19 protein-coding genes are annotated in these 17,459 nt (G+C 68.5%); 9 read left to right on the forward strand and 10 right to left on the reverse strand.

Translation table 11 applies throughout. From position 1 onward, the window contains the following. Positions 1-11 precede the first annotated feature (11 nt). The 3 genes from ACQPYH_RS00215 (at position 12) to ACQPYH_RS00225 (ending at position 2,317) form a co-directional block, all read left to right on the forward strand. Positions 12-977: an Lrp/AsnC family transcriptional regulator gene (locus tag ACQPYH_RS00215; protein WP_432884847.1), complete on the forward strand. Its 966-nt coding sequence runs from the start codon at positions 12-14 to the stop codon at positions 975-977. Positions 978-1,001: 24 nt separating this feature from the next. After that, the gene (locus ACQPYH_RS00220; RefSeq protein WP_432884850.1) at positions 1,002-1,637 is read left to right on the forward strand and encodes an SDR family oxidoreductase; all 636 of its coding nucleotides are present in this window, start codon (positions 1,002-1,004) and stop codon (positions 1,635-1,637) included. A 68-nt stretch (positions 1,638-1,705) separates the two neighbouring features. Next, a complete protein-coding gene (locus ACQPYH_RS00225) occupies positions 1,706-2,317 on the forward strand; it encodes an FMN-binding negative transcriptional regulator (protein ID WP_432884853.1) in 612 nt (203 codons plus the stop codon). Here the strand turns inward: ACQPYH_RS00225 and ACQPYH_RS00230 are convergent. From ACQPYH_RS00230 to ACQPYH_RS00240, 3 genes are read right to left on the reverse strand one after another with little or no spacing between them, the layout of a single operon-like run. Beyond that, positions 2,314-2,940 (reverse strand): response regulator, encoded by a 627-nt coding sequence (locus ACQPYH_RS00230; protein ID WP_432884856.1) that lies wholly within the window; start codon positions 2,938-2,940, stop codon positions 2,314-2,316. The genes ACQPYH_RS00225 and ACQPYH_RS00230 overlap by 4 nt on opposite strands. Continuing rightward, positions 2,937-4,163, reverse strand: coding sequence for a sensor histidine kinase (locus tag ACQPYH_RS00235; protein WP_432884858.1), 1,227 nt, complete (start codon positions 4,161-4,163; stop codon positions 2,937-2,939). The genes ACQPYH_RS00230 and ACQPYH_RS00235 overlap by 4 nt, the downstream gene beginning before the upstream one ends. A gap of 1 nt (position 4,164) precedes the next feature. After that, positions 4,165-4,578 (reverse strand): hypothetical protein, encoded by a 414-nt coding sequence (locus tag ACQPYH_RS00240; protein WP_432884860.1) that lies wholly within the window; start codon positions 4,576-4,578, stop codon positions 4,165-4,167. Positions 4,579-4,915: 337 nt separating this feature from the next. Here ACQPYH_RS00240 and ACQPYH_RS00245 point away from each other — a divergent pair, with 337 nt between their 5' ends. Next, entirely contained in the window at positions 4,916-5,566 is a 651-nt protein-coding gene (locus ACQPYH_RS00245; protein WP_432884862.1) for a VanZ family protein, read from the forward strand. A gap of 62 nt (positions 5,567-5,628) precedes the next feature. On the opposite strand, the gene ACQPYH_RS00250 is transcribed toward ACQPYH_RS00245, so the two are convergent. After that, complete coding sequence (locus tag ACQPYH_RS00250; protein WP_432884864.1) at positions 5,629-6,231, reverse strand: pentapeptide repeat-containing protein; 603 nt, start codon at positions 6,229-6,231, stop codon at positions 5,629-5,631. Positions 6,232-6,342: 111 nt separating this feature from the next. Between ACQPYH_RS00250 and ACQPYH_RS00255 the strand changes: the two genes are divergently transcribed. Continuing rightward, positions 6,343-7,233 (forward strand): NAD-dependent epimerase/dehydratase family protein, encoded by an 891-nt coding sequence (locus tag ACQPYH_RS00255; RefSeq protein WP_432884867.1) that lies wholly within the window; start codon positions 6,343-6,345, stop codon positions 7,231-7,233. Between the two features lie 4 nt (positions 7,234-7,237). After that, the gene (locus ACQPYH_RS00260) at positions 7,238-7,993 is read left to right on the forward strand and encodes a protein phosphatase 2C domain-containing protein (RefSeq protein ID WP_432884869.1); all 756 of its coding nucleotides are present in this window, start codon (positions 7,238-7,240) and stop codon (positions 7,991-7,993) included. Here the strand turns inward: ACQPYH_RS00260 and ACQPYH_RS00265 are convergent. Genes ACQPYH_RS00265 through ACQPYH_RS00275 form a run of 3 tightly spaced genes read right to left on the reverse strand, consistent with a single transcriptional unit; the run spans position 7,981 to position 11,148 of the window. Then, complete coding sequence (locus ACQPYH_RS00265) at positions 7,981-8,934, reverse strand: DUF4328 domain-containing protein (protein WP_432884871.1); 954 nt, start codon at positions 8,932-8,934, stop codon at positions 7,981-7,983. The two genes, ACQPYH_RS00260 and ACQPYH_RS00265, sit on opposite strands and share 13 nt — an antisense overlap. 40 nt (positions 8,935-8,974) lie before the next feature. Continuing rightward, positions 8,975-10,489 (reverse strand): glycerol-3-phosphate dehydrogenase/oxidase, encoded by a 1,515-nt coding sequence (locus ACQPYH_RS00270; RefSeq protein ID WP_432884874.1) that lies wholly within the window; start codon positions 10,487-10,489, stop codon positions 8,975-8,977. A gap of 38 nt (positions 10,490-10,527) precedes the next feature. After that, on the reverse strand, positions 10,528-11,148 hold the full coding sequence (locus ACQPYH_RS00275; RefSeq protein ID WP_432884877.1) for a TetR/AcrR family transcriptional regulator: 621 nt from the start codon (positions 11,146-11,148) through the stop codon (positions 10,528-10,530). Positions 11,149-11,266: 118 nt separating this feature from the next. Here ACQPYH_RS00275 and ACQPYH_RS00280 point away from each other — a divergent pair, with 118 nt between their 5' ends. From ACQPYH_RS00280 to ACQPYH_RS00290, 3 genes are read left to right on the forward strand one after another with little or no spacing between them, the layout of a single operon-like run. Beyond that, positions 11,267-12,913 (forward strand): FAD-binding oxidoreductase, encoded by a 1,647-nt coding sequence (locus ACQPYH_RS00280; RefSeq protein WP_432884880.1) that lies wholly within the window; start codon positions 11,267-11,269, stop codon positions 12,911-12,913. Positions 12,914-12,955: 42 nt separating this feature from the next. Beyond that, positions 12,956-13,675, forward strand: a complete 720-nt coding sequence (locus tag ACQPYH_RS00285; protein ID WP_432884883.1) for an SDR family NAD(P)-dependent oxidoreductase — start codon at positions 12,956-12,958, stop codon at positions 13,673-13,675. Then, the gene (locus ACQPYH_RS00290) at positions 13,672-14,676 is read left to right on the forward strand and encodes an S-adenosylmethionine:tRNA ribosyltransferase-isomerase (RefSeq protein WP_432884886.1); all 1,005 of its coding nucleotides are present in this window, start codon (positions 13,672-13,674) and stop codon (positions 14,674-14,676) included. Before ACQPYH_RS00285 ends, ACQPYH_RS00290 begins: the two co-directional genes overlap by 4 nt. Here ACQPYH_RS00290 and ACQPYH_RS00295 read toward each other — a convergent pair. From ACQPYH_RS00295 to ACQPYH_RS00305, 3 genes are all read right to left on the reverse strand, one after another. Beyond that, positions 14,673-15,398 carry an ABC transporter permease gene (locus ACQPYH_RS00295; RefSeq protein WP_432884888.1) on the reverse strand — a complete coding sequence of 242 codons (726 nt, stop codon included), beginning with the start codon at positions 15,396-15,398 and terminating at the stop codon, positions 14,673-14,675. The two genes, ACQPYH_RS00290 and ACQPYH_RS00295, sit on opposite strands and share 4 nt — an antisense overlap. After that, on the reverse strand, positions 15,395-16,345 hold the full coding sequence (locus ACQPYH_RS00300; protein ID WP_432884890.1) for an ABC transporter ATP-binding protein: 951 nt from the start codon (positions 16,343-16,345) through the stop codon (positions 15,395-15,397). The genes ACQPYH_RS00295 and ACQPYH_RS00300 overlap by 4 nt, the downstream gene beginning before the upstream one ends. Before the next feature lie 317 nt (positions 16,346-16,662). Continuing rightward, positions 16,663-17,406: a rhomboid family intramembrane serine protease gene (locus ACQPYH_RS00305; protein ID WP_432884893.1), complete on the reverse strand. Its 744-nt coding sequence runs from the start codon at positions 17,404-17,406 to the stop codon at positions 16,663-16,665. Between the last annotated feature and the right edge of the window lie 53 nt (positions 17,407-17,459).

Consider the following 17,459-nt stretch of genomic DNA (forward strand, 5'->3'; position numbering starts at 1 on the left):
CGGATTCCGCCATGATGAGGAAGATCATGGTGGATTTCGACCGGTTGGATGAGCAGCTCGTTCACGCGTTACAGGTGGACGGGCGAGCGTCGTTCAGCCGGATCGCGGACGTGCTCGGTGCCTCCGACCGGACGATCGCGCGCCGCTACCACCGGCTGCGCGAGACGGGCGCGGTGCGCGTGGTCGCCGTACCGTCGAGTCCGCGGCTCGGTTGGGTCGACTGGCTGGTCCGGATCCAGTGCGCGCCCGACACCGCGGTCGCCGTCGCCGCGACGATGGCCCGGCGGGACGACACCTCCTGGGTCTACCTGACTTCCGGTGGCGTCGAGGTCACCTGCATCACGCACACCAAGGGGCAACGTGCTCCGCTACTGCTTCCGCGTGGTCCGCGGATCACCTCGGTCACCGCGCAGTGCATGCTCCGAGCAGTCGCCGGCACGGCAGGCTGGGCTGGACGTACGGCGGCCCTCACACAGGAACAGGTCGACCGGCTGCGGACGCCGGCCCCGGAGTACGACGTACCACTCGAGCTGACTGCGCAGGATCAGCGGCTGATGGAGGAGCTCGCCAAGGACGCGCGATCGGCGTACCCCGCGCTTGCCGCCGCGACCGGGACGCCGGAGTCGACCGTGCGGCGCCGGCTGGGCGAACTGCTGCGCGCCGGGGCGATGTACCTCGACGTGGAGGCCGACCCGATGCTGTTCGGCTACGCGACCGAGGCGATCCTGTGGATGTCGGTCGCACCGTCGGCGCTCACCACGGTCGCCGACGCACTCACACAGCATCCGGAGATCGCGTACGCCGCTGCCGTGACCGGGCGGACCAACCTGTTCGGATTCGTCGTCTGCGCGGATCCCGATGCGCTCTACGACTATCTCTCCGAGCGGATCGGCACGCTGCCCGGCATCACCCACATCGAGACGGTCCCGCTCACCACGACGGTCAAGCGCGCCGGGACCCTGCTGCCACGTCGGTGACGCGTCACCTTTATCCTCGACAGTATGGCTGGAGTTGTCGTGGTGGGGGTTGGACCCGGGATCGGTCTCGCGGTGGCCAAGCGATTCGTCCGGGAAGGGATGAGCGCCGGACTGATCGCGCGCTCGGAGGCGACGGTGAAGGCCGCCGCGGAGAAGCTCGCGGGCGACGTACTGCCGGTGACCGCTGACGTGACTGACGAGGCCGGCCTCCGGTCGGCCCTCGATCGGATCGTCGAGGCGCACGGCGTACCGGACGTCGTCATCTACAACGCGGCCCTCATCCAGTCCGACCGGATCGGCGATCTCACCGCGCAGCAGCATCGGGATGCCTGGGCGGTGAACGTGGTGGGAGCGATGACCACCGCTGCGCACCTCGCACCCGCGATGGCCGAGCGTGGCAGCGGGTCGTTCCTGATCACCGGCGGGATGCCGCAGCCGAAGCCCGACTACGCGAGCCTGTCGCTGGGCAAGGCGGGTGTCCGTGCGCTCGTCACGCTCCTCCACCAGCAGTACGGCGCTGCCGGCGTTCACGCGGCAAGCGTCACCGTCAGTGGCGGCGTCGGAGTAGGCACCGGATGGGAGCCTGACGAGATCGCCAACCACTACTGGCGGCTGCACCAGCAGGCGCCTGCGGACTGGATCCAGGAGATCGTCATCTGAGTTGGCCTGGTCAAAGGTCGACCTGATTGGACCTGCCGTTCAGGGCGGGCGATGAGGAGACTGGTGCTGTGTATGTTCCCAAGCACTTTGCCCCTGACGACGACGCAGTACAGGAACTGCTGGCCAACCACGGCGCCGCCGATCTGATCACGATGACGGCGGACGGGCTGGTGGCCACGATGCTGCCGTTCATCTACGACCGTGCGCGCAACGTGCTGATCGGACATGTTGCCCGCAACAACGATCACTGGCAGCGCGAGGCGATCGGCGACGCACTGGTGATCATGCGCGGGCCGAACGCATACGTCTCACCGGCCTGGTACGCGTCCAAGCAGGAGCACGGTCGCGTCGTACCGACCTGGAACTACGTCACCGCCCACGTGTACGGCGAGCTGACCGTCCACGACGACGCCGCGTGGGTCGAAAACGTCGTACGGCGGTTGTCCGACCTGCACGAACGCGGTCGGGCCGAACCGTGGTCGGTCGACGATGCGCCGGAGAAGTACGTGCAAGGGCAACTCCGGGCAATCGTCGGCGTCGAGGTCGCGATCCACCGCATCGAGGCGAAGTTCAAACTCAGCCAGAACCGCCCGGAAGCTGACATCGACGGAGTAATAGACGGCCTGCACGCCGCCGGCGAAGACCCCACCGCCTCCGCGGTCACCCAGCACCGCCCCTAGCCCTTGAGCAGGCCTCGTCGGAAAGCCTCGGCGACGGCGGATGCGCGGTCCGGTACGGCGAGTTTGGTGTAGATGTTGAGTAGGTGGGTCTTGACGGTCGCCTCGCTGATGAACAGGTGGGCGGCGATCTCGCGGTTCGTGTTGCCGGCGGCGACCAGCTCGATGACCTCGAGTTCGCGGGGGCTGACGATGTCGGGCGTGGGCGGCGTGCGGACGTGGTTCGTCAAGGTGTTCGCGACCGACGGCGCGAGTACGGAGGTTCCGTCTGCGGCGGCACGGACCGCGCGGATGAGCTCGTCCCGCGGTGCGTCCTTGAGCAGGTAGCCGGTAGCGCCCGCCTCGATCGCGGGTACGACGTACCCGTCGGTGTCGTACGTCGTGAGCACGAGCACCCGGGCCGTCACGCCGCGCTCGGTGAGCTCGCTGATCGCGGCCAGCCCGTTCACCCCGGGCATCTGCAGATCCATCAGGATCACGTCCGGCCGCACCGTCTCGGCCAGCTCGATCGCCTCCGCGCCGTCGCCCGCCTGGCCGACCACCTCGAACCCGGGCTCGGCCGCGAACATCGCACTCAGCCCGTCCCGTACCACCGGGTGGTCGTCCGCGATCAGCAGCCGGATCATGCCGACGCTCCCGAGATCGGCACGGTCGCGGAGATCGCCGTACCCAGACCCGGCTCCGACTCGACCGAGAGCGTCCCGTTCAGCGCTTCGACCCGCTGGCGCATCGCGACGAGCCCGAACCCACCTGCCATCGACGGCACAGACGGAGTACTGCGGGACGGATCGAACCCGGCGCCGTCGTCGCGGACGTCGAGCGCGACCTCCTTCTCCATGTACGACAGCGTCACACCCACCCGGGTCGCCTGCGCGTACTTCGCCACGTTCACGAGCGCCTCCTGGGTCGCGCGGAGCAGAGTCGACTCCGCCTCGGGTGTCATCACCCGCGGCGTGCCGGTCGTGGTCAGCTGTACGTCGATGCCGTGCAGCGCCGACCATCGCCGTACGACGTCTGCGATCGCCTCGCTCAACGTCGCCGACTGGAGCGGCTGTGGACGCAGCGCATGCACCGAGCGCCGAGCCTCGGTCAGACTCTCGCGGGCCAGGCCGACCGCGCTCGACACATGCCGCCGCCAGTCGTCGGCGTGCTCGGCGGCCTGAAGCTGGGTGACGATCCCGGTCAGACCCTGCGCGAGGGTGTCGTGGATCTCGCGGGCCATCCGCTGCCGCTCGTCGATGACGCCGGCTTCGCGGGCCTGCGTCAGGAGCTGCTCGTGGAGGTCCGCGTTCTCGGCGAGCGTGGCCTCGAGCCGGCGGTTGGTCACGGTCAGCGCGTCGACCGCGTCCTGGCGCTGCTGGCTGAGCACCTCGCCGCGCCGGCCGAGCCATGCGGCCAGACACATGCCGGCCACGTTCACCCCGATCACCGCGGCGCAGCCGAGCAGGCCGAGCGCGTTGGTCTTCGGGATGTCGTACGACTGCGCCCAGCCCGCGATGACCGCGACGGCGCCGATCCCGATCAGTTCCCCGGGCCACGACAGCAAGATGAAAGTGAAGAAGTACCCGGCCGGGGTGAGGAACCCGAACCACGGATCGCGCACCACGAGCACGGCCAGCAGCAGGACGAACCCGGCGACGAAGATCGCCATCGAACGGGTCTCGGTCCGCCGCGCCGGGCGCAGGGTGAACATCCCGAGAGTCCACAGCGCGATCAACGCGCACAGCACCAGGTCGACGGTCAGCGACCTGGGCTGTTCGCGCTTGATCAGAACGGTGACGGCGGCGATGCACGCGAGCAACACGTACGGCACCACCGTCACCCGCCGCGGCCAGGCTTGCTCGCTCATGTCAGTTAGTGAACACCGAGCGGAGGTGCTTGCCGTTGACCAGCAGGGCGACGCCGAGCAGCAGCAGACCGCAGACGGCTTGCTCGCCCTTCATCCAGAGCGGGAAGACTCCCGGCAGCGAGATGATCACGACGATCGCGACGAACATCACCGCCGACACGATCCGGAGCCGGAGGTATCCCCGCCGGGAGCCTCGCGCCGCGCTCCGGGCGAAGAGGAAGGTCAGCGCGGCGCTGCCGACGACGATCGTGCCGCGGGTCCAGACCGCGTCGTTCACGATCGACGTGTGGTTGCGCAGGGCAATGATGGCGATCAGGGTCAGCACGCTGATCGCGAGGTAGCTTGCCACCAGCAGTTGCACGCTCCGCAACGCGGCCGCGCTCCGCGGGTGTTCGACGTTCACCGGGGTGGTCATCTTCGGTCTCCGTTTCGGGTCGATCTCGATACCCCGACTCTCCCGTGACGGCCCCGGTCGCCACATCGCCCAGCCGGCCCGACCTCCCTCCACCGATCGGTTGATCGAGTCCTCCGCCGACGGCCGCGCAAACAAACAATCGTTGCCTTGAGCACCTTCCTTCCGTGTCAGTTTGCGCACGTTGTGTCACGGACTGTCACGGGCTGTTTGCGGCTGGATGCAGATGTCCGGACACCTCTGGCGGCGGTGTGATCGGTCGGCAGATTGTCGAGTCAGGCAACGACATCGACGAGGAGAAAGTTCGCGGCAGCCGTCGACCACGGGAGGGTCCGGACGCGTGCTCGAGACTTATCGCGGTATCCCGCACCTGTTGGACACCTGGCTCGTGCTCACCGGCATGACCCTGCCGATCGCCATTTCCGCTGTGCGTCGTCCGGGCGACCTGGTCCCCCGGCTGGCTGCGTTCTGCATGCCGGCTGCGTTCGCGCTGATCATCGCGGCGACGCTCAGCCCGACCCCGCATCGCCTCAGCCAGATCGGCGAGTGCGGCACGCACCTGACCACGACCGGCGGGCTGACCTCGCTCCAGGGTCTGCTCAACGTCCTGTTGTTCGTCCCGGCCGCGGGCATGCTCACGCTGGCCAGCGGCCGTCCGGGCGACGGCATCGCCGCCGGCGTCGGAATGTCGGCCGCGGTCGAGGCGGTGCAGGCGCTGATCCCACAGCTCGGCCGCTCGTGCCAGCTCCACGACCTGATCGCGAACTCGATCGGCGCCGTCTGCGGAGTCAGCCTCGCGGCCGGTCTGCAGAGCCTGACCCGGAGCCGCTACCTGGTCGTCACCCCGCCGTACGTCGTCGAGCACGCCGCGCTCCTCGTCGTACGACGGTCGCGGCGGCCGGCCCGTCATCGGCGCGGGACCCTCGTCCCGGCGAACCGACCGGGCGCGCCGGTCAGATATCACAGAACGAAGACACAGTTATCCGGATAGTTATCCACAGGCTGTGGATAAAACAGGGGATGACCGCGTGATTACCTGGGGATATCCACAGGTCACGGACGGACGTCCAGCCCCAGCGAGGCGGCGACGACCATCGCTTGGGTCATGTCGATCCGCGCGTCCCGCAGCGTCACGGTCAGTGGATCGAGGGTCGACAGATCGGATCCGCGCAGGTCGGCGCCGGTCAGATCGGCCCTTTGGAGGCTGGCTCCGGACAGGTCGAGGTCCCGCAGCGACGCCTTCGCCGCCCGGATCCCGGTCAGCTCCGCCTCGCGGAACTTCGCCCCGCTGAAGTCGGTCCCCTTCAGGTCCGCCCCCGGGAGCGCCGTGAACGACCAGTCCCCGCCGTTCACCTTCAGCAGGTTGTAGGTGCAGTCGTCGAAGAAGCTGCCGACCATCTTGCAGCGGGTGAACGTGGTGTCGAACAGCGAGCACCGGACGAACGTGCAGTTCACGAACGCGGCGTCGGTATGCGTCGAGGCGTTGAACCGGACCCCGCGGAATGTGCACTCCTCGAACACCCCGCCGCGGTTGTCCACCTCGGTGAGGTCGGAGTCGACGAACAGCACCCGCCGGTAGGTCTGCCCGGACGGGTCCGCGTCGTCCCAGTCCCGGATCGTCGACTCGGTCGGCACGCCTCGTCGTCGGTCAGCCATGACTCTCCCTCACTTGTTCGGACCCTCACCCTGTCACGCCGTACCGACACTGTGATGCTGACGACGGAGAACGGTAGGGCCACCGACAACTTCGAACCGCACGATGGAGGGGTGACCGGAACGGAGCGGGTGATGGTGTTCGGCGCCGGAGGCTTCCTCGGTGCCAGGATCTGCGCGCTGCTCGACGACCGCGGGGTGGAGTACCGCGGCCTGAGCCGGACCCGGAGCGAGCCGTACCGGCGCTGCGACCTGGCCGCGATGCATCCGTACGCGCTGGACACCCAGATCGGGATGTACAAGCCGACCGTGATCATCAACGCGGTCGGCGCCACGCTGGGTGAGCCGGCCGAGCTGGTCCGGGCGAACGTGATCGCCGTCGAGGCGCTGCTCGCCTCGGTCCGGGACAACGCCGGCCACGCCCGGTTCGTCCAGCTCGGCTCCGCGGCGGAGTACGGCGGTGCGCCGCACGGCACGAGCCTCGACGAGCAGACCGCGCCCCGGCCGCTCGGTCCGTACGGGCTGACCAAGCTGGCCGGCTCGGAGCTCGTCCTGCGGGCCCAGCGCGGCGGCGCGGATGCCGTCGTACTGCGGATCTTCGACGTGATCGGGCCGGGGGCGCCGGAAAGCACGCTCACCGGGCGGGTGATCGATAACCTCCGCTCGCGGCACCTGATCGAGGTCGGGTCGCTCGACGTGTGGCGCGACTTCGTGGACGTGCGGGACGTGGCCGAAGCCGTACTCGCGGTCGCTCTGGCCGACGCCACGCCGCCGCCGGTGCTGAACGTCGGGACCGGGCGGGCGACGCTGGCCCGCGACGTCGCCGGGCAGTTGTTCGAGCTGAGCGGTCAACCGGCGACGATCGTGGACGACGTCGACCAGGAGACCGCGCTCGGCGCACCGTGGCAGCAGGCCGACACCACGCTCATCGGCGAGCAGCTCGGGTGGTCGCCGAAGATCGCTCTCGACCAGTCGCTCGCCGACAGTTGGGCGGCTGGACAATAGGTCCGTGGAGATCCGCTCGATCAGTGAGGCCGCGCCGGATCGGCGACCACCTGCGGTCAACGAGGACCTGGTCCTGACCGGGCCCGATTTCGCGGTCGTCCTCGACGGCGCGAGCGCTCCTCGGGTGTATGTGGACTCCGGCTGCCGGCACACAGTCGCCTGGCTCGTCATGCAGCTGGCGACTCAGCTCGCGACCCCACTCCTGACCCACTCGGCTGCGCCGCTCGCCGACCTCCTCGCGGACGCGATCGCCGCGGTCCGCGCCTCGCACGCGGATACCTGCGACGTCAGCAACCCGGACAGCCCGTCGTCCACAGTCGCGATGGTCCGCTTCGACTCGGACCACGTCGAGCGTCTCGTCCTGGCCGACTCGCCCATCGTCATGCGGTCGCCCGAGGGCTCGATCACCGTCCACAGCGACGACCGCGTCGACCTTCTCCCCGATCGGACCCTCGAGACGGTACGGCGCTTGCGTAACCAGCCCGGCGGCTTCTGGGTGGCGAGCACCGAGCCCAAGGCGGCGTACGAGGCGGTCATCGGCACGACCGATCGCGCGGCCGTTGAGGCGATTGCGCTCCTGACGGACGGCGCCTCGCGCTACACCGAGCGGTACGGGCACTCGTGGGACGAGCTGTTCGACGTACTCACGACCGAAGGTCCGCGGCAGTTGATCGACCGGGTGCGGCAGCACGACAGCGCGTCCACGCTGAGCGGCAAGCAGTACGACGATGCGAGCGTCGTCCTGCTTCAGGGTCCGTAGGTCGGGAAGTTCGGGCCGGGGCGGTGGTACCGCGGCGCGTACTGCGGAGGTCCGACCGGCCGGGGCACGTCCTGGATCGGGGGCGGGGTGGCTCGGGTGTGCTGCCAATCGGTGACCTGGAGCATCAGGAACGACGCGGCGACGGCGGCGACGATGAGCAGGACGGTCGCGACCGTGAAGCCGATGTCGACGCCCAGCGCAACGCGGACCATGAAGTCCTGCATGTCGTAGATGTCGACGTACGGACTGCTTGCGTCGCTGCTCTCCGACACCTGGACCAAGCGGACGAACCAGATGATGAACCCGATCACCGCGACCGTGCCGCCGCCGACGAGGATCACCCAGAACGCGGTCCACGTCGCCCACCAGCTGTAGAGCAGCGTGCGCACCCGGCCGGATCGCGGCGCTTCAGGAGGCTCGCTGGCCTTGGTGATGTCCTGCACGATCTGGAACGGGTACCAGAACTGCACGATCGGGCAGAACCAGGCGCCGACGACCCAGCCGTTCGCTCGCCGGTGCGGGCCGCGCACCGGGTCGGCGGGGAAGGCCGGGCGCGGCGCGAAGGGTGAGTACAGGAAGTCGGTGTTCTCGCGGGCCTGCCACAGCCAGATCAGGAAGGCGATCCCGGTCCCCATCAGCAGGTAGCTGACCAGGTTCAGCAGCGGGCCGGTGCCGGAGATCGACTCGACGCCGCGGTCGATCTCCTCCTCGGAGAGCAGCCCGTACACGAGGCGCTTGACCTCGTCGTACGAACGCCAGAGCAGCACGGACTGGATCACCGCCGCGAGGCAGGTCAGCCCCATCAGCACGATGCTGACGATCGCGACCTTCCGCAACGGCCGGTACCGCGGCATGATCGGCGCCGGATACGGCATCGGCGGATACGGCCGTTGCTGGTACGGACCCGGTCCTTGGTACGGCCCTGGATAAGGCTGAGTCACCCTTCCACCTCCCCGCAGCCAAGTTAACCCCACACCCGATTCACACCGAGGCGAAAGTCTCCCGTACTGCGGGCAACGCCAGCTCGCGATCCGCCGCCGACAACCCGATCCGCGTCCGCCGGTCGAGTACGTCGTCCTCGGTCAGCGCACCCTCGTGCCGGACGGCGAACCGCAGTTCGGCGTACGTCGTGCGCAGCCCTGGCGCGATCGGCTGCTGGAACTCCGGCGGACCGGCGATCACCTGCGGCGCCTCGACGCCGTACCGCTGCACGAACCGCGCCGGCGCCTTGACCGCCGCCAGCCGCACGCGGTCGGCAGCCCCCACGAGCGGGATCCGGTTCGTTTCGCACGGCCGTCGTACGTCGAGAGACGACTGCTCGATCGCTTTGTCGAGGACGTCCTGCGCCATCCGGCGGTACGTCGTCAGCTTGCCCCCGACGATCGTCACCACGCCGTCCGGGCTGGTGATGACCGCGTGCCGGCGAGAGATGTCCGCCGTACCTTTGTGGTGGCCCGTGTCGAGCAGCGGGCGCAGTCCGGCGTACGTGCCGAGGAGGTCCGCGCGCGTCACCGGCTGCTGGACGGCAGAGCTGATCGTGTTGAGCAGGAAGTCGATCTCCGCGTCGGTGGCGTGCGGTACGTCGTTCACCGGGCCGGGCGCGTCTTCGTCGGTGAGGCCGACGTACACCCGGTCGTCAGGCGCGGGGATCGCCATCACCACGCGGCGGAGCTCGCCCGGGACCGGCACGGTCAGGACGGCGGAGAGGCCGCCGAAGACCGATTGCGGCAGCACGAGGTGGGTCCCGCGGCTCGGCCGGAGTTTGATGCCGGAGGCAACTTGATCCGCCCAGATCCCGGCCGCGTTGATCACCATCCGGGCATCCACGCTCAGCCGGTCACCGGTCAGCTGGTCGACCAGGACGGCGCCGCGCCCGGTGACCTCGGTGGCAGCGACCCGGGTCAGGATACGAGCGCCGTACTGCGCCGCGGTCCGCGCGATCGCGACGACCAGCCGCGCGTCGTCGTACAGCTGGCCGTCCCAGGTCAGGAAGCCGCCGCGCATCCCCTCGGGTTTGAGCGTCGGCGCATAGCGCAGGATCTCGGCCGAGCTGATCCGCCGCGAGTGCGGCAGATAGTCGTCGCTGGTCCGCGCGAACGTGCGCAGGACGTCGCCGCCGAGGAACGCCGACCGCAGCATCGCGGCCTGCGCGAACTTTGCCTGCGGCAACCATGGCGCGATCTGCGGGATCGGGTGGACCAGGTGCGGCGCGGTCGTCTTCATCAGGATGCCGCGCTCGACGGCGCTCTCGTACGCGATCCCGACATGGCCGGACGCGAGGTACCGCAGTCCGCCGTGCACCAGCTTCGAGCTCCACCGGCTGGTGCCGAAGGCCAGGTCGTGCTTCTCCACCAGGGCAACCGTGAGTCCGCGGGCAGCCGCGTCGAGCGCCACGCCGGCGCCGGTGACCCCGCCGCCGACGACGAGCACATCCACGCTCTTCAGCGAGTCGAGCTCACGTGACCTGCGCGCCGCATTCAGGCTCGCGTTGCCCACTGCCCTGAATTCCTTCCCCGCCCCACCGCCCCGGTCGATCACGGGGCTAAATACCTCGTGAGCATCACGCGCAGCTCCTCATCGAGCTTCGAGTACTCGTCCTTCTCCGCCATCACCGGACCGGACACCGCGGACGCCAGCGAGACGAGGATGATCTGCCGCGCCAGCCACACCGGGTCGCCCTCGCGGATCGAGCCGTCGGCCTGACCCTGGCGGATGCCCTCCTCGACCAGCGCGAGGTGCGCGACCGTGCTGCTGCCGCGACGCTCCAGCAGGTACGGCGTGAGGAACTCGGGGTCGAGCTCGATGATCTTGCGCATCAACGGGTGGACGCGGGTCTTCGCGACCACCTCGACTACACCCTCGACCAGGCGCGCTCGGCCGTCGGCGGCGTCGGGCTGGAACGCGGAGACGAGCGCGATGGTCCACTCGCGGGTCATGAGCGCCGCGACAACGGCCTGCACGTTGGGCCAGCGTCGATACAGGGTCGCGCGGGAGACCTCCGCATGCCGGGCGATGTCGGCCATGGTCATCCGCCGCATGCCGATCGCCAGCAGCAACTCGTACGCCGCATCCAGGATCCGCTCCTCGCCGATCGCATTCGCGGGCGTGGGACGGCTGCTGGTCTCTTGATCCGATTCGCTGCTACGCTGAGACATCACATGCCAAAGTGTATCAGCGACTTCGGCATCCCGGAACTGTCCAGGGGAGGTGGGAGCCAGGGGGTTCCACCTCCCCTGGACGCTACCTCCCAGAACCACTGAAAGGCAGCCACCTGTGACTGAATCCGACCTCCCGGTGGCACAACTCACGCCCGGCCGGTGGGGCGACCCCGCCCAGGTGGTCGAACTACCCGCCGCAGCCCTCGACGCCCTCAAACACCTCGGCATCCAACGGCCGGGCGGCGCGGGTGCGCCGGGTGCGCCGGCGGGGGGTGGCGGTGGTGCGGCGGAGGCGCCAGCGGCGGAGGCGCCGGGTGCAGCGGCCGGGCCTGGCGTGAGCGTCCCTGCCAGGGCGGCGGATCGGCCTGAGTTGACCGGGCCGCAGTTGGCCTTCCTTGCCTCGGTCGTGGGGGCTGAGCAGGTGATGTCCGACCTGGACTCTCGCTGGGCGCACACCAGGGGCTACTCGACGACCGACCTGCTGAGGTTCCGCGCCGGAGACGCCTCGGACATGCCGGACGCAGTCGTCTACCCCGCCTCGCACGACGAAGTGGCTGCGTTGCTCGCAGGTTGTGCTGAGCACGACCTGGCCGTGGTGCCGTACTCCGGTGGCACGTCTGTCGTCGGCGGTCTCGCCGCGTCGGGCCGGTTCATCACCGTCGACCTGCGCCGACTCGACCAACTGATCGAGCTCGACGAGGTGTCCCGGACCGCCACCCTGCAGGCCGGCGTACGCGGTCCCGCAGCCGAGCACCTACTCGCTGAGCGCGGGTACACCCTCGGCCACTTCCCGCAGTCTTACGAAGGCGCCTCGATCGGCGGCTACGCAGCAGCACGCTCCAGCGGCCAGTCCTCAGCCGGCTACGGACGGTTCGACCAGATGGTCGTCGGCCTCACCCTCGCAACACCCCGCGGCACCATCGAGCTCGGACGAGCCCCCATGTCCGCAGCCGGCCCGGATCTGCGCCAACTGGTCCTCGGTTCCGAAGGCGCGTTCGGCATCATCACCTCGGTCGTCGTACGCATCCGCCCCCGCCCGACCGAGCGCCACTTCGAAGGCTGGCGGTTCGACGGCTTCGACGCCGGTCTCACCGCCGTACGACGGCTGGCACAAGACGGCCCGCTGCCAACAGTCCTCCGCTTGTCAGACGAGATAGAAACCGCGGTGAACCTCGCCGACCCCGACGTCCTCGGCGGCGGATCCGGCGGCGTGCTCGCGATCATCGGCTTCGACGGCCCGTACAACCAAGCGACCGCAGACGTCCTCACGGCAGCCGGCGGCGAGAACCTCGGCGAAGGCCCCGGAGAGACCTGGCGCACCGGCCGCTACCGCGCGCCGTACCTCCGCGACCCGCTCCTCGACGAAGGCGCCCTCGTGGAAACCCTCGAGACAGCTGCGTTCTGGTCCCGCATCCCCGCCCTCAAGACCGCAGTCACCGAAGCTCTCGTCAACGCATTGAGTGCGACCCCGCCGCTGGTCCTCTGCCACATCTCCCACGTCTACGAGACCGGCGCCTCGCTGTACTTCACCGTCATCTGTGCCCAGTCCGACGATCCCGTCGAGCAATGGCTCACCGCGAAGTACGCGGCCAATCATGCGATCGCCGACGCCGGCGGCACGATCTCCCACCACCACGGCATCGGCACCGACCACCGTACGGCCTACCACGCGGAGATCGGCTCGCTCGCGGTCGAAGCCCTGCAGGCCGTCAAGCACACGCTCGACCCGGACGGCGTCCTCAACCCGGGCATCCTGATCTGACACCCTTGACTTCAAGTTTCCTTGAAGTATGACGGTGTCGGCATGACACCTGATTCCTCGAACCGTCCTGTCGCGCTGATCACCGGGGCGTCCGCCGGGCTGGGGCTCGCGCTGGCCCACGGGCTGGCCGATCGCGGCTGGACGCTGGTGATCGACGCCCGGGGCGCCGGTCCGCTGAAGGACGCGGCCGATGCCCTCGCCAACCGCACCGATGTGGTCCCGCTGGCCGGAGACGTGACCGACCCCGAGCACCGCTTGGACCTGGTCGACGTGGTGATCCAGCTCGGTCGCCTCGACCTCCTGGTGAACAACGCCAGCTACCTCGGTCCCAGTCCGCTGCAAGCACTCGCCACAGCCGACCTCGACGAACTGCGTCGCGTCTACGAGGTCGACGTACTCGCACCGATCGCACTGACGCAGGCACTGCTGCCCGCACTCACCGCAGCGTCCGGAGTGCTGATCAACATCAGCTCCGACGCCGCAGTGGAGGCCTACGAAACCTGGGGTGGCTATGGCTCGGCCAAGGCCGCACTCGACCACGCCACGCGAGTTCTGGCGGCCGAACACCCAACGCTCTCTGTGTACGCCGTCGATCCCGGCGATCTGCGTACTGCGATGCACCAGGCCGCCTTCCCGGGCGAGGACATCTCGGACCGGCCGGAGCCGACGACCGTAGTACCCGCGTTCCTGAAGTTGCTGGACAGCCGTCCGGCGAGTGGACGCTACCGAGCGGCCGAGTTCGCGCCGGCGGTGACGTCGTGAAAGTGCACCCACACACCAGGTTCGTCCTCCCGGATGCGCTGAACGCCGGCGAACCACCGGAGGCACGCGGCCTGCGGCGGGATCAGGTGAAGCTGCTGGTCGCGGAGGGGTCGACCGTCACGCACACCCGCTTCGACCGGATCGGCGAGCACCTCCGGCCCGGAGACCTGTTGCTGGTCAACACGTCCGGGACATTGCCCGCGGCGGTCGACGGTACGTCGGTCACCGTGCATTTCTCCACCGCACTCGACGACGGCACCTGGGTGGTCGAACTGCGCGACGGTGGCTCGCCGAAGTTCGACGGCACGGCGGGTCAGCAGGTGGAGTTGCCGGAGGGCGTGCTGACGCTCCTGACGCCGTACCAGTCGGAGAGCAATCGCTTGTGGATCGCCAGGCCACCTCTGCCCGATGTACTCGGCTATCTGCAGCGGAATGGGCGTCCGATCACCTACGACTACGTCGGCAAGCGTTGGCCGTTGGCGGCGTACCAGACTGTCTTTGCGCGCGAGCCGGGCAGTGCGGAGATGCCGAGCGCAGCAAGGCCGTTCAGCTTCGAGCTAGTGAGCCAGCTGGCGTCACAGGGCGTGCTGATCGCGCCGATCCTCTTGCACTGCGGTGTCTCCTCGCTGGAGAGCCATGAACCACCACAGCCCGAGCGGTACGACGTACCTGCGCATACGGCCCGTTTGGTCAACTGGGTCAAGGCAAACGGCGGACGTGTCATCGCTGTGGGCACCACTGCTGTCAGAGCGATCGAGTCCGCTGCGGATCCCTCGGTCAACCCGTCGCAGGGGTGGACCGACCTGGTCCTCAGCCCGGACCGGCCGCCGCAGATAGTGGATGGGCTAATCACTGGTTGGCACGCGCCTGAGGCCTCGCATCTGCTTCTGCTGGAGTCAGTTGTCGGCGCTGAACTGGTGCAGCGCGCGTACGACGCCGCAGTACAAGAGAACTACCTCTGGCACGAGTTCGGAGACAGCGCTCTGCTGATGCGGGGTTAGGCCTTCGTTCCGAGGATCAGGCGTTCGCGATCGAACAGCGCCGAGGCCACGCGCCAGCCGATGCGGTTCAACAGGATCAGCACCACTGCGGTGATCACTGCGGTCAGCAGGGACACGTCGATGACGTTCAGGGAGATCAAGGTCGTCAACGCGACCGACGGCAAGCTGGCGAGTGTGGAGAGCTGCTGGGCCACACGGATGTCGTTGGAACGGGTGGAAATCACGATGGCGACCCAGATCGACCACCCGGCCAGCAGCGGCGTGAACAGCAGTTGCGCGATCAGGTCGGACGGGTGGATGAGTGCGGCCGCCACGCCAGGTTGGGCGAAGAGTTCGACGCAGGCCACGAACAGGCCGAAGACGGCGTACGCGACGACAACCCCCGGGATGAACGTGGCGAGGGCCTTGCCCAGCAACAGTTCTTCGCGGCGAATCGGGGTGGTGAGCAGCGGCTCGAGCGTGCCTTGTTCGCGTTCGCCGACGACTGAGTAGGAGGCGACCAGGGACGGTACGAGGGCTGGGATGCCGAGCATGTACAGCAGGACGTGTTCGTGGCGTAGGGGCTCCGAGGCCGACGTCGTCAGCGTGAAGACAGCGACCAGCGGCTGCACGGAGAAGATCAGCGGAATGATGGCCATCCCAACGACCATGGACCGGTTCCGCCGGAACTCGCGCAGCTCTTTGGCGACGATCGCACGGACCAGTCTCTGGTTGACCGTCATGACTGACCTGCCGGTACGTCGATGAGCTCAAGGTAGACGTCCTCGAGCGAGTGGTGCGACGGGCTGATCGACAAGACGTCCGCGTCGGCCTGTACCAACGCCCGGGTGACCGCCGGCGCTGCCTGGGTCGGATCATCCACGGTCAGGACGTAGATGGAAACGTCGTTCTCGTGCCAGCCGTGGACGCCCGTGACGCTTCCGAAGACGCGGTCCGGTGCGGCGAGCGGGACTGCCGTACGGACGGTGAGAGTGCGGGCGAAGAGTTCGTCGCGTAGCTGGTTGGGGCGGCCGATGGTGCGCAGGGTCGTGTTGAGGATGGCGACGCGGTCGCAGAGGCGTTCGGCTTCGTCCAGCCGGTGCGTGGTGAGGAAGATCGTGACGCCGCGCTGACGGAGTTCGTCGATCAGGTCGTGTACTCCGCGGGCCGCGACCGGATCGAGTCCGGAGGTCGGCTCGTCCAGGAAGAGCACCTGCGGGTCGTTGAGCAACGCGCGGGCCAAGGCGACCCGTTGCCGAAGGCCCTTCGACAGGGCGCCACAGGCGTCGTGGGCGCGGTCGGTGAGGTGTACGGCGCTCAGCACCTGCTCGATGCGTTTAGTTGCCGTGGGCACCTGGTATAGGTCGGCGAAGCAGCGGAGGTTCTCGAGCACGGTCAGGCGGAGGTACAGGCCGGGTGACTCGGGCATGATCGAGATGCGCCGGCGGATCTCGACGCCGTTGTCCGGAGTGAGCGGAAGGCCGGCAACGGTCGCCGTACCGGACGTCGGCGTGAGGAGCGTGCCCAGGGTTCGCACGGTCGATGTCTTGCCGGCGCCGTTCGGTCCGAGGAACCCGAACACCTCGCCGTACCCGATCTCGAACGAGACGTCCTGGAACGCCACCCGGTCGCCGAAGTGTTTGCTCAGCCGCTCGGCCGACAACGCCGGTGCGGTCGATACGGCGTCCATACCGTCCATGATTCCACCGGCAGCGCGAAATCGACCCTCGGTCAGCGCGACCGGGTTGCGGCTACCGCTTCGTTCGCCCGTCGTTCCGGGGATTTCCGGTCCAGATCGTGCTCGAGCGAACCGATCCAGCTCGGCGGCGACTCTGCCCGCACGACCGGATGCCGCTCATTACCGGGCCGCGCCCGCTTGTCCACCGCACGTGGGCTCATATCCAGATGTCCTAACCAAGTCGGTCCCCCGTCGGGACGTCACCTGATTAGACGAGTACTTCGCCCTACCTGTCACCCTCTTTAACCCAACCGAACAGAATTTGTGGCCTAGGCCGCTTGTTTGTTGCGGCGTTTGTGGTTGGAGAGCTGGAGGAAGATCCACGCCAGCGCGGCGCCGACGATGAAGCCGCCCAGGTGGCCTTGCCACGAGACGTTGGGGATGGCGAAGGACAGTACGGCGGTCACCCCGACGTACATGATGATCCAGGTGATATCGAGCCCGCGGGCGCGGCTGATCACCAGGAGGGCGCCGACCAGGCCGAGGACCGCGCCGGACGCGCCGAGGGTTGCCGAACCCGGGGCCGCGAGGATCCACACCGCGATGCTGCCGCCCAGCGCGGACAGCAGATAGAGCATGATGAAGCGGAACCGGCCCAGCATGTGCTCGAGCGGCGGACCGAGCTGCCAGAGCATGAACAGGTTCGAGAAGATGTGGAAGATCTGCACGTGGGTGAACGTCGACGTGAGCAGCCGCCACGGCTCGCTCTCGGTCAGCACCGGCACCATCACCAGGTCCTGCAGGATCCGCGGGCTGCCGACGTGTACGGCGATGAAGACCAGCACGTTCAGCCCCAGGATCGTGTACGTGACGATGCTCTGGTTGGCGCGCTGGATCCCGCCGAGGGAGGTCCTGGTCCGCGGGACCGAGCGGACACCCTCGTTGAAGCAGGTCGGGCACTGGAAGCCGACGGCGGCGCTGTTCATGCAGGACGGGCAGATCGGCCGGTCGCAGCGCTGGCAGCGCACTCCGGCGGGCCGATCCGGGTGCCGGTAGCAGACGGTGTCGGTCACGCGGGTGCGTCCTTCGTTGGGTGACGGGGCCGGTGGCGTGCCGGCCCCGCGGA

Origin of the sequence: Kribbella sp. CA-245084, assembly GCF_050942355.1 — a bacterium.
GTDB lineage: Bacteria > Actinomycetota > Actinomycetes > Propionibacteriales > Kribbellaceae > Kribbella.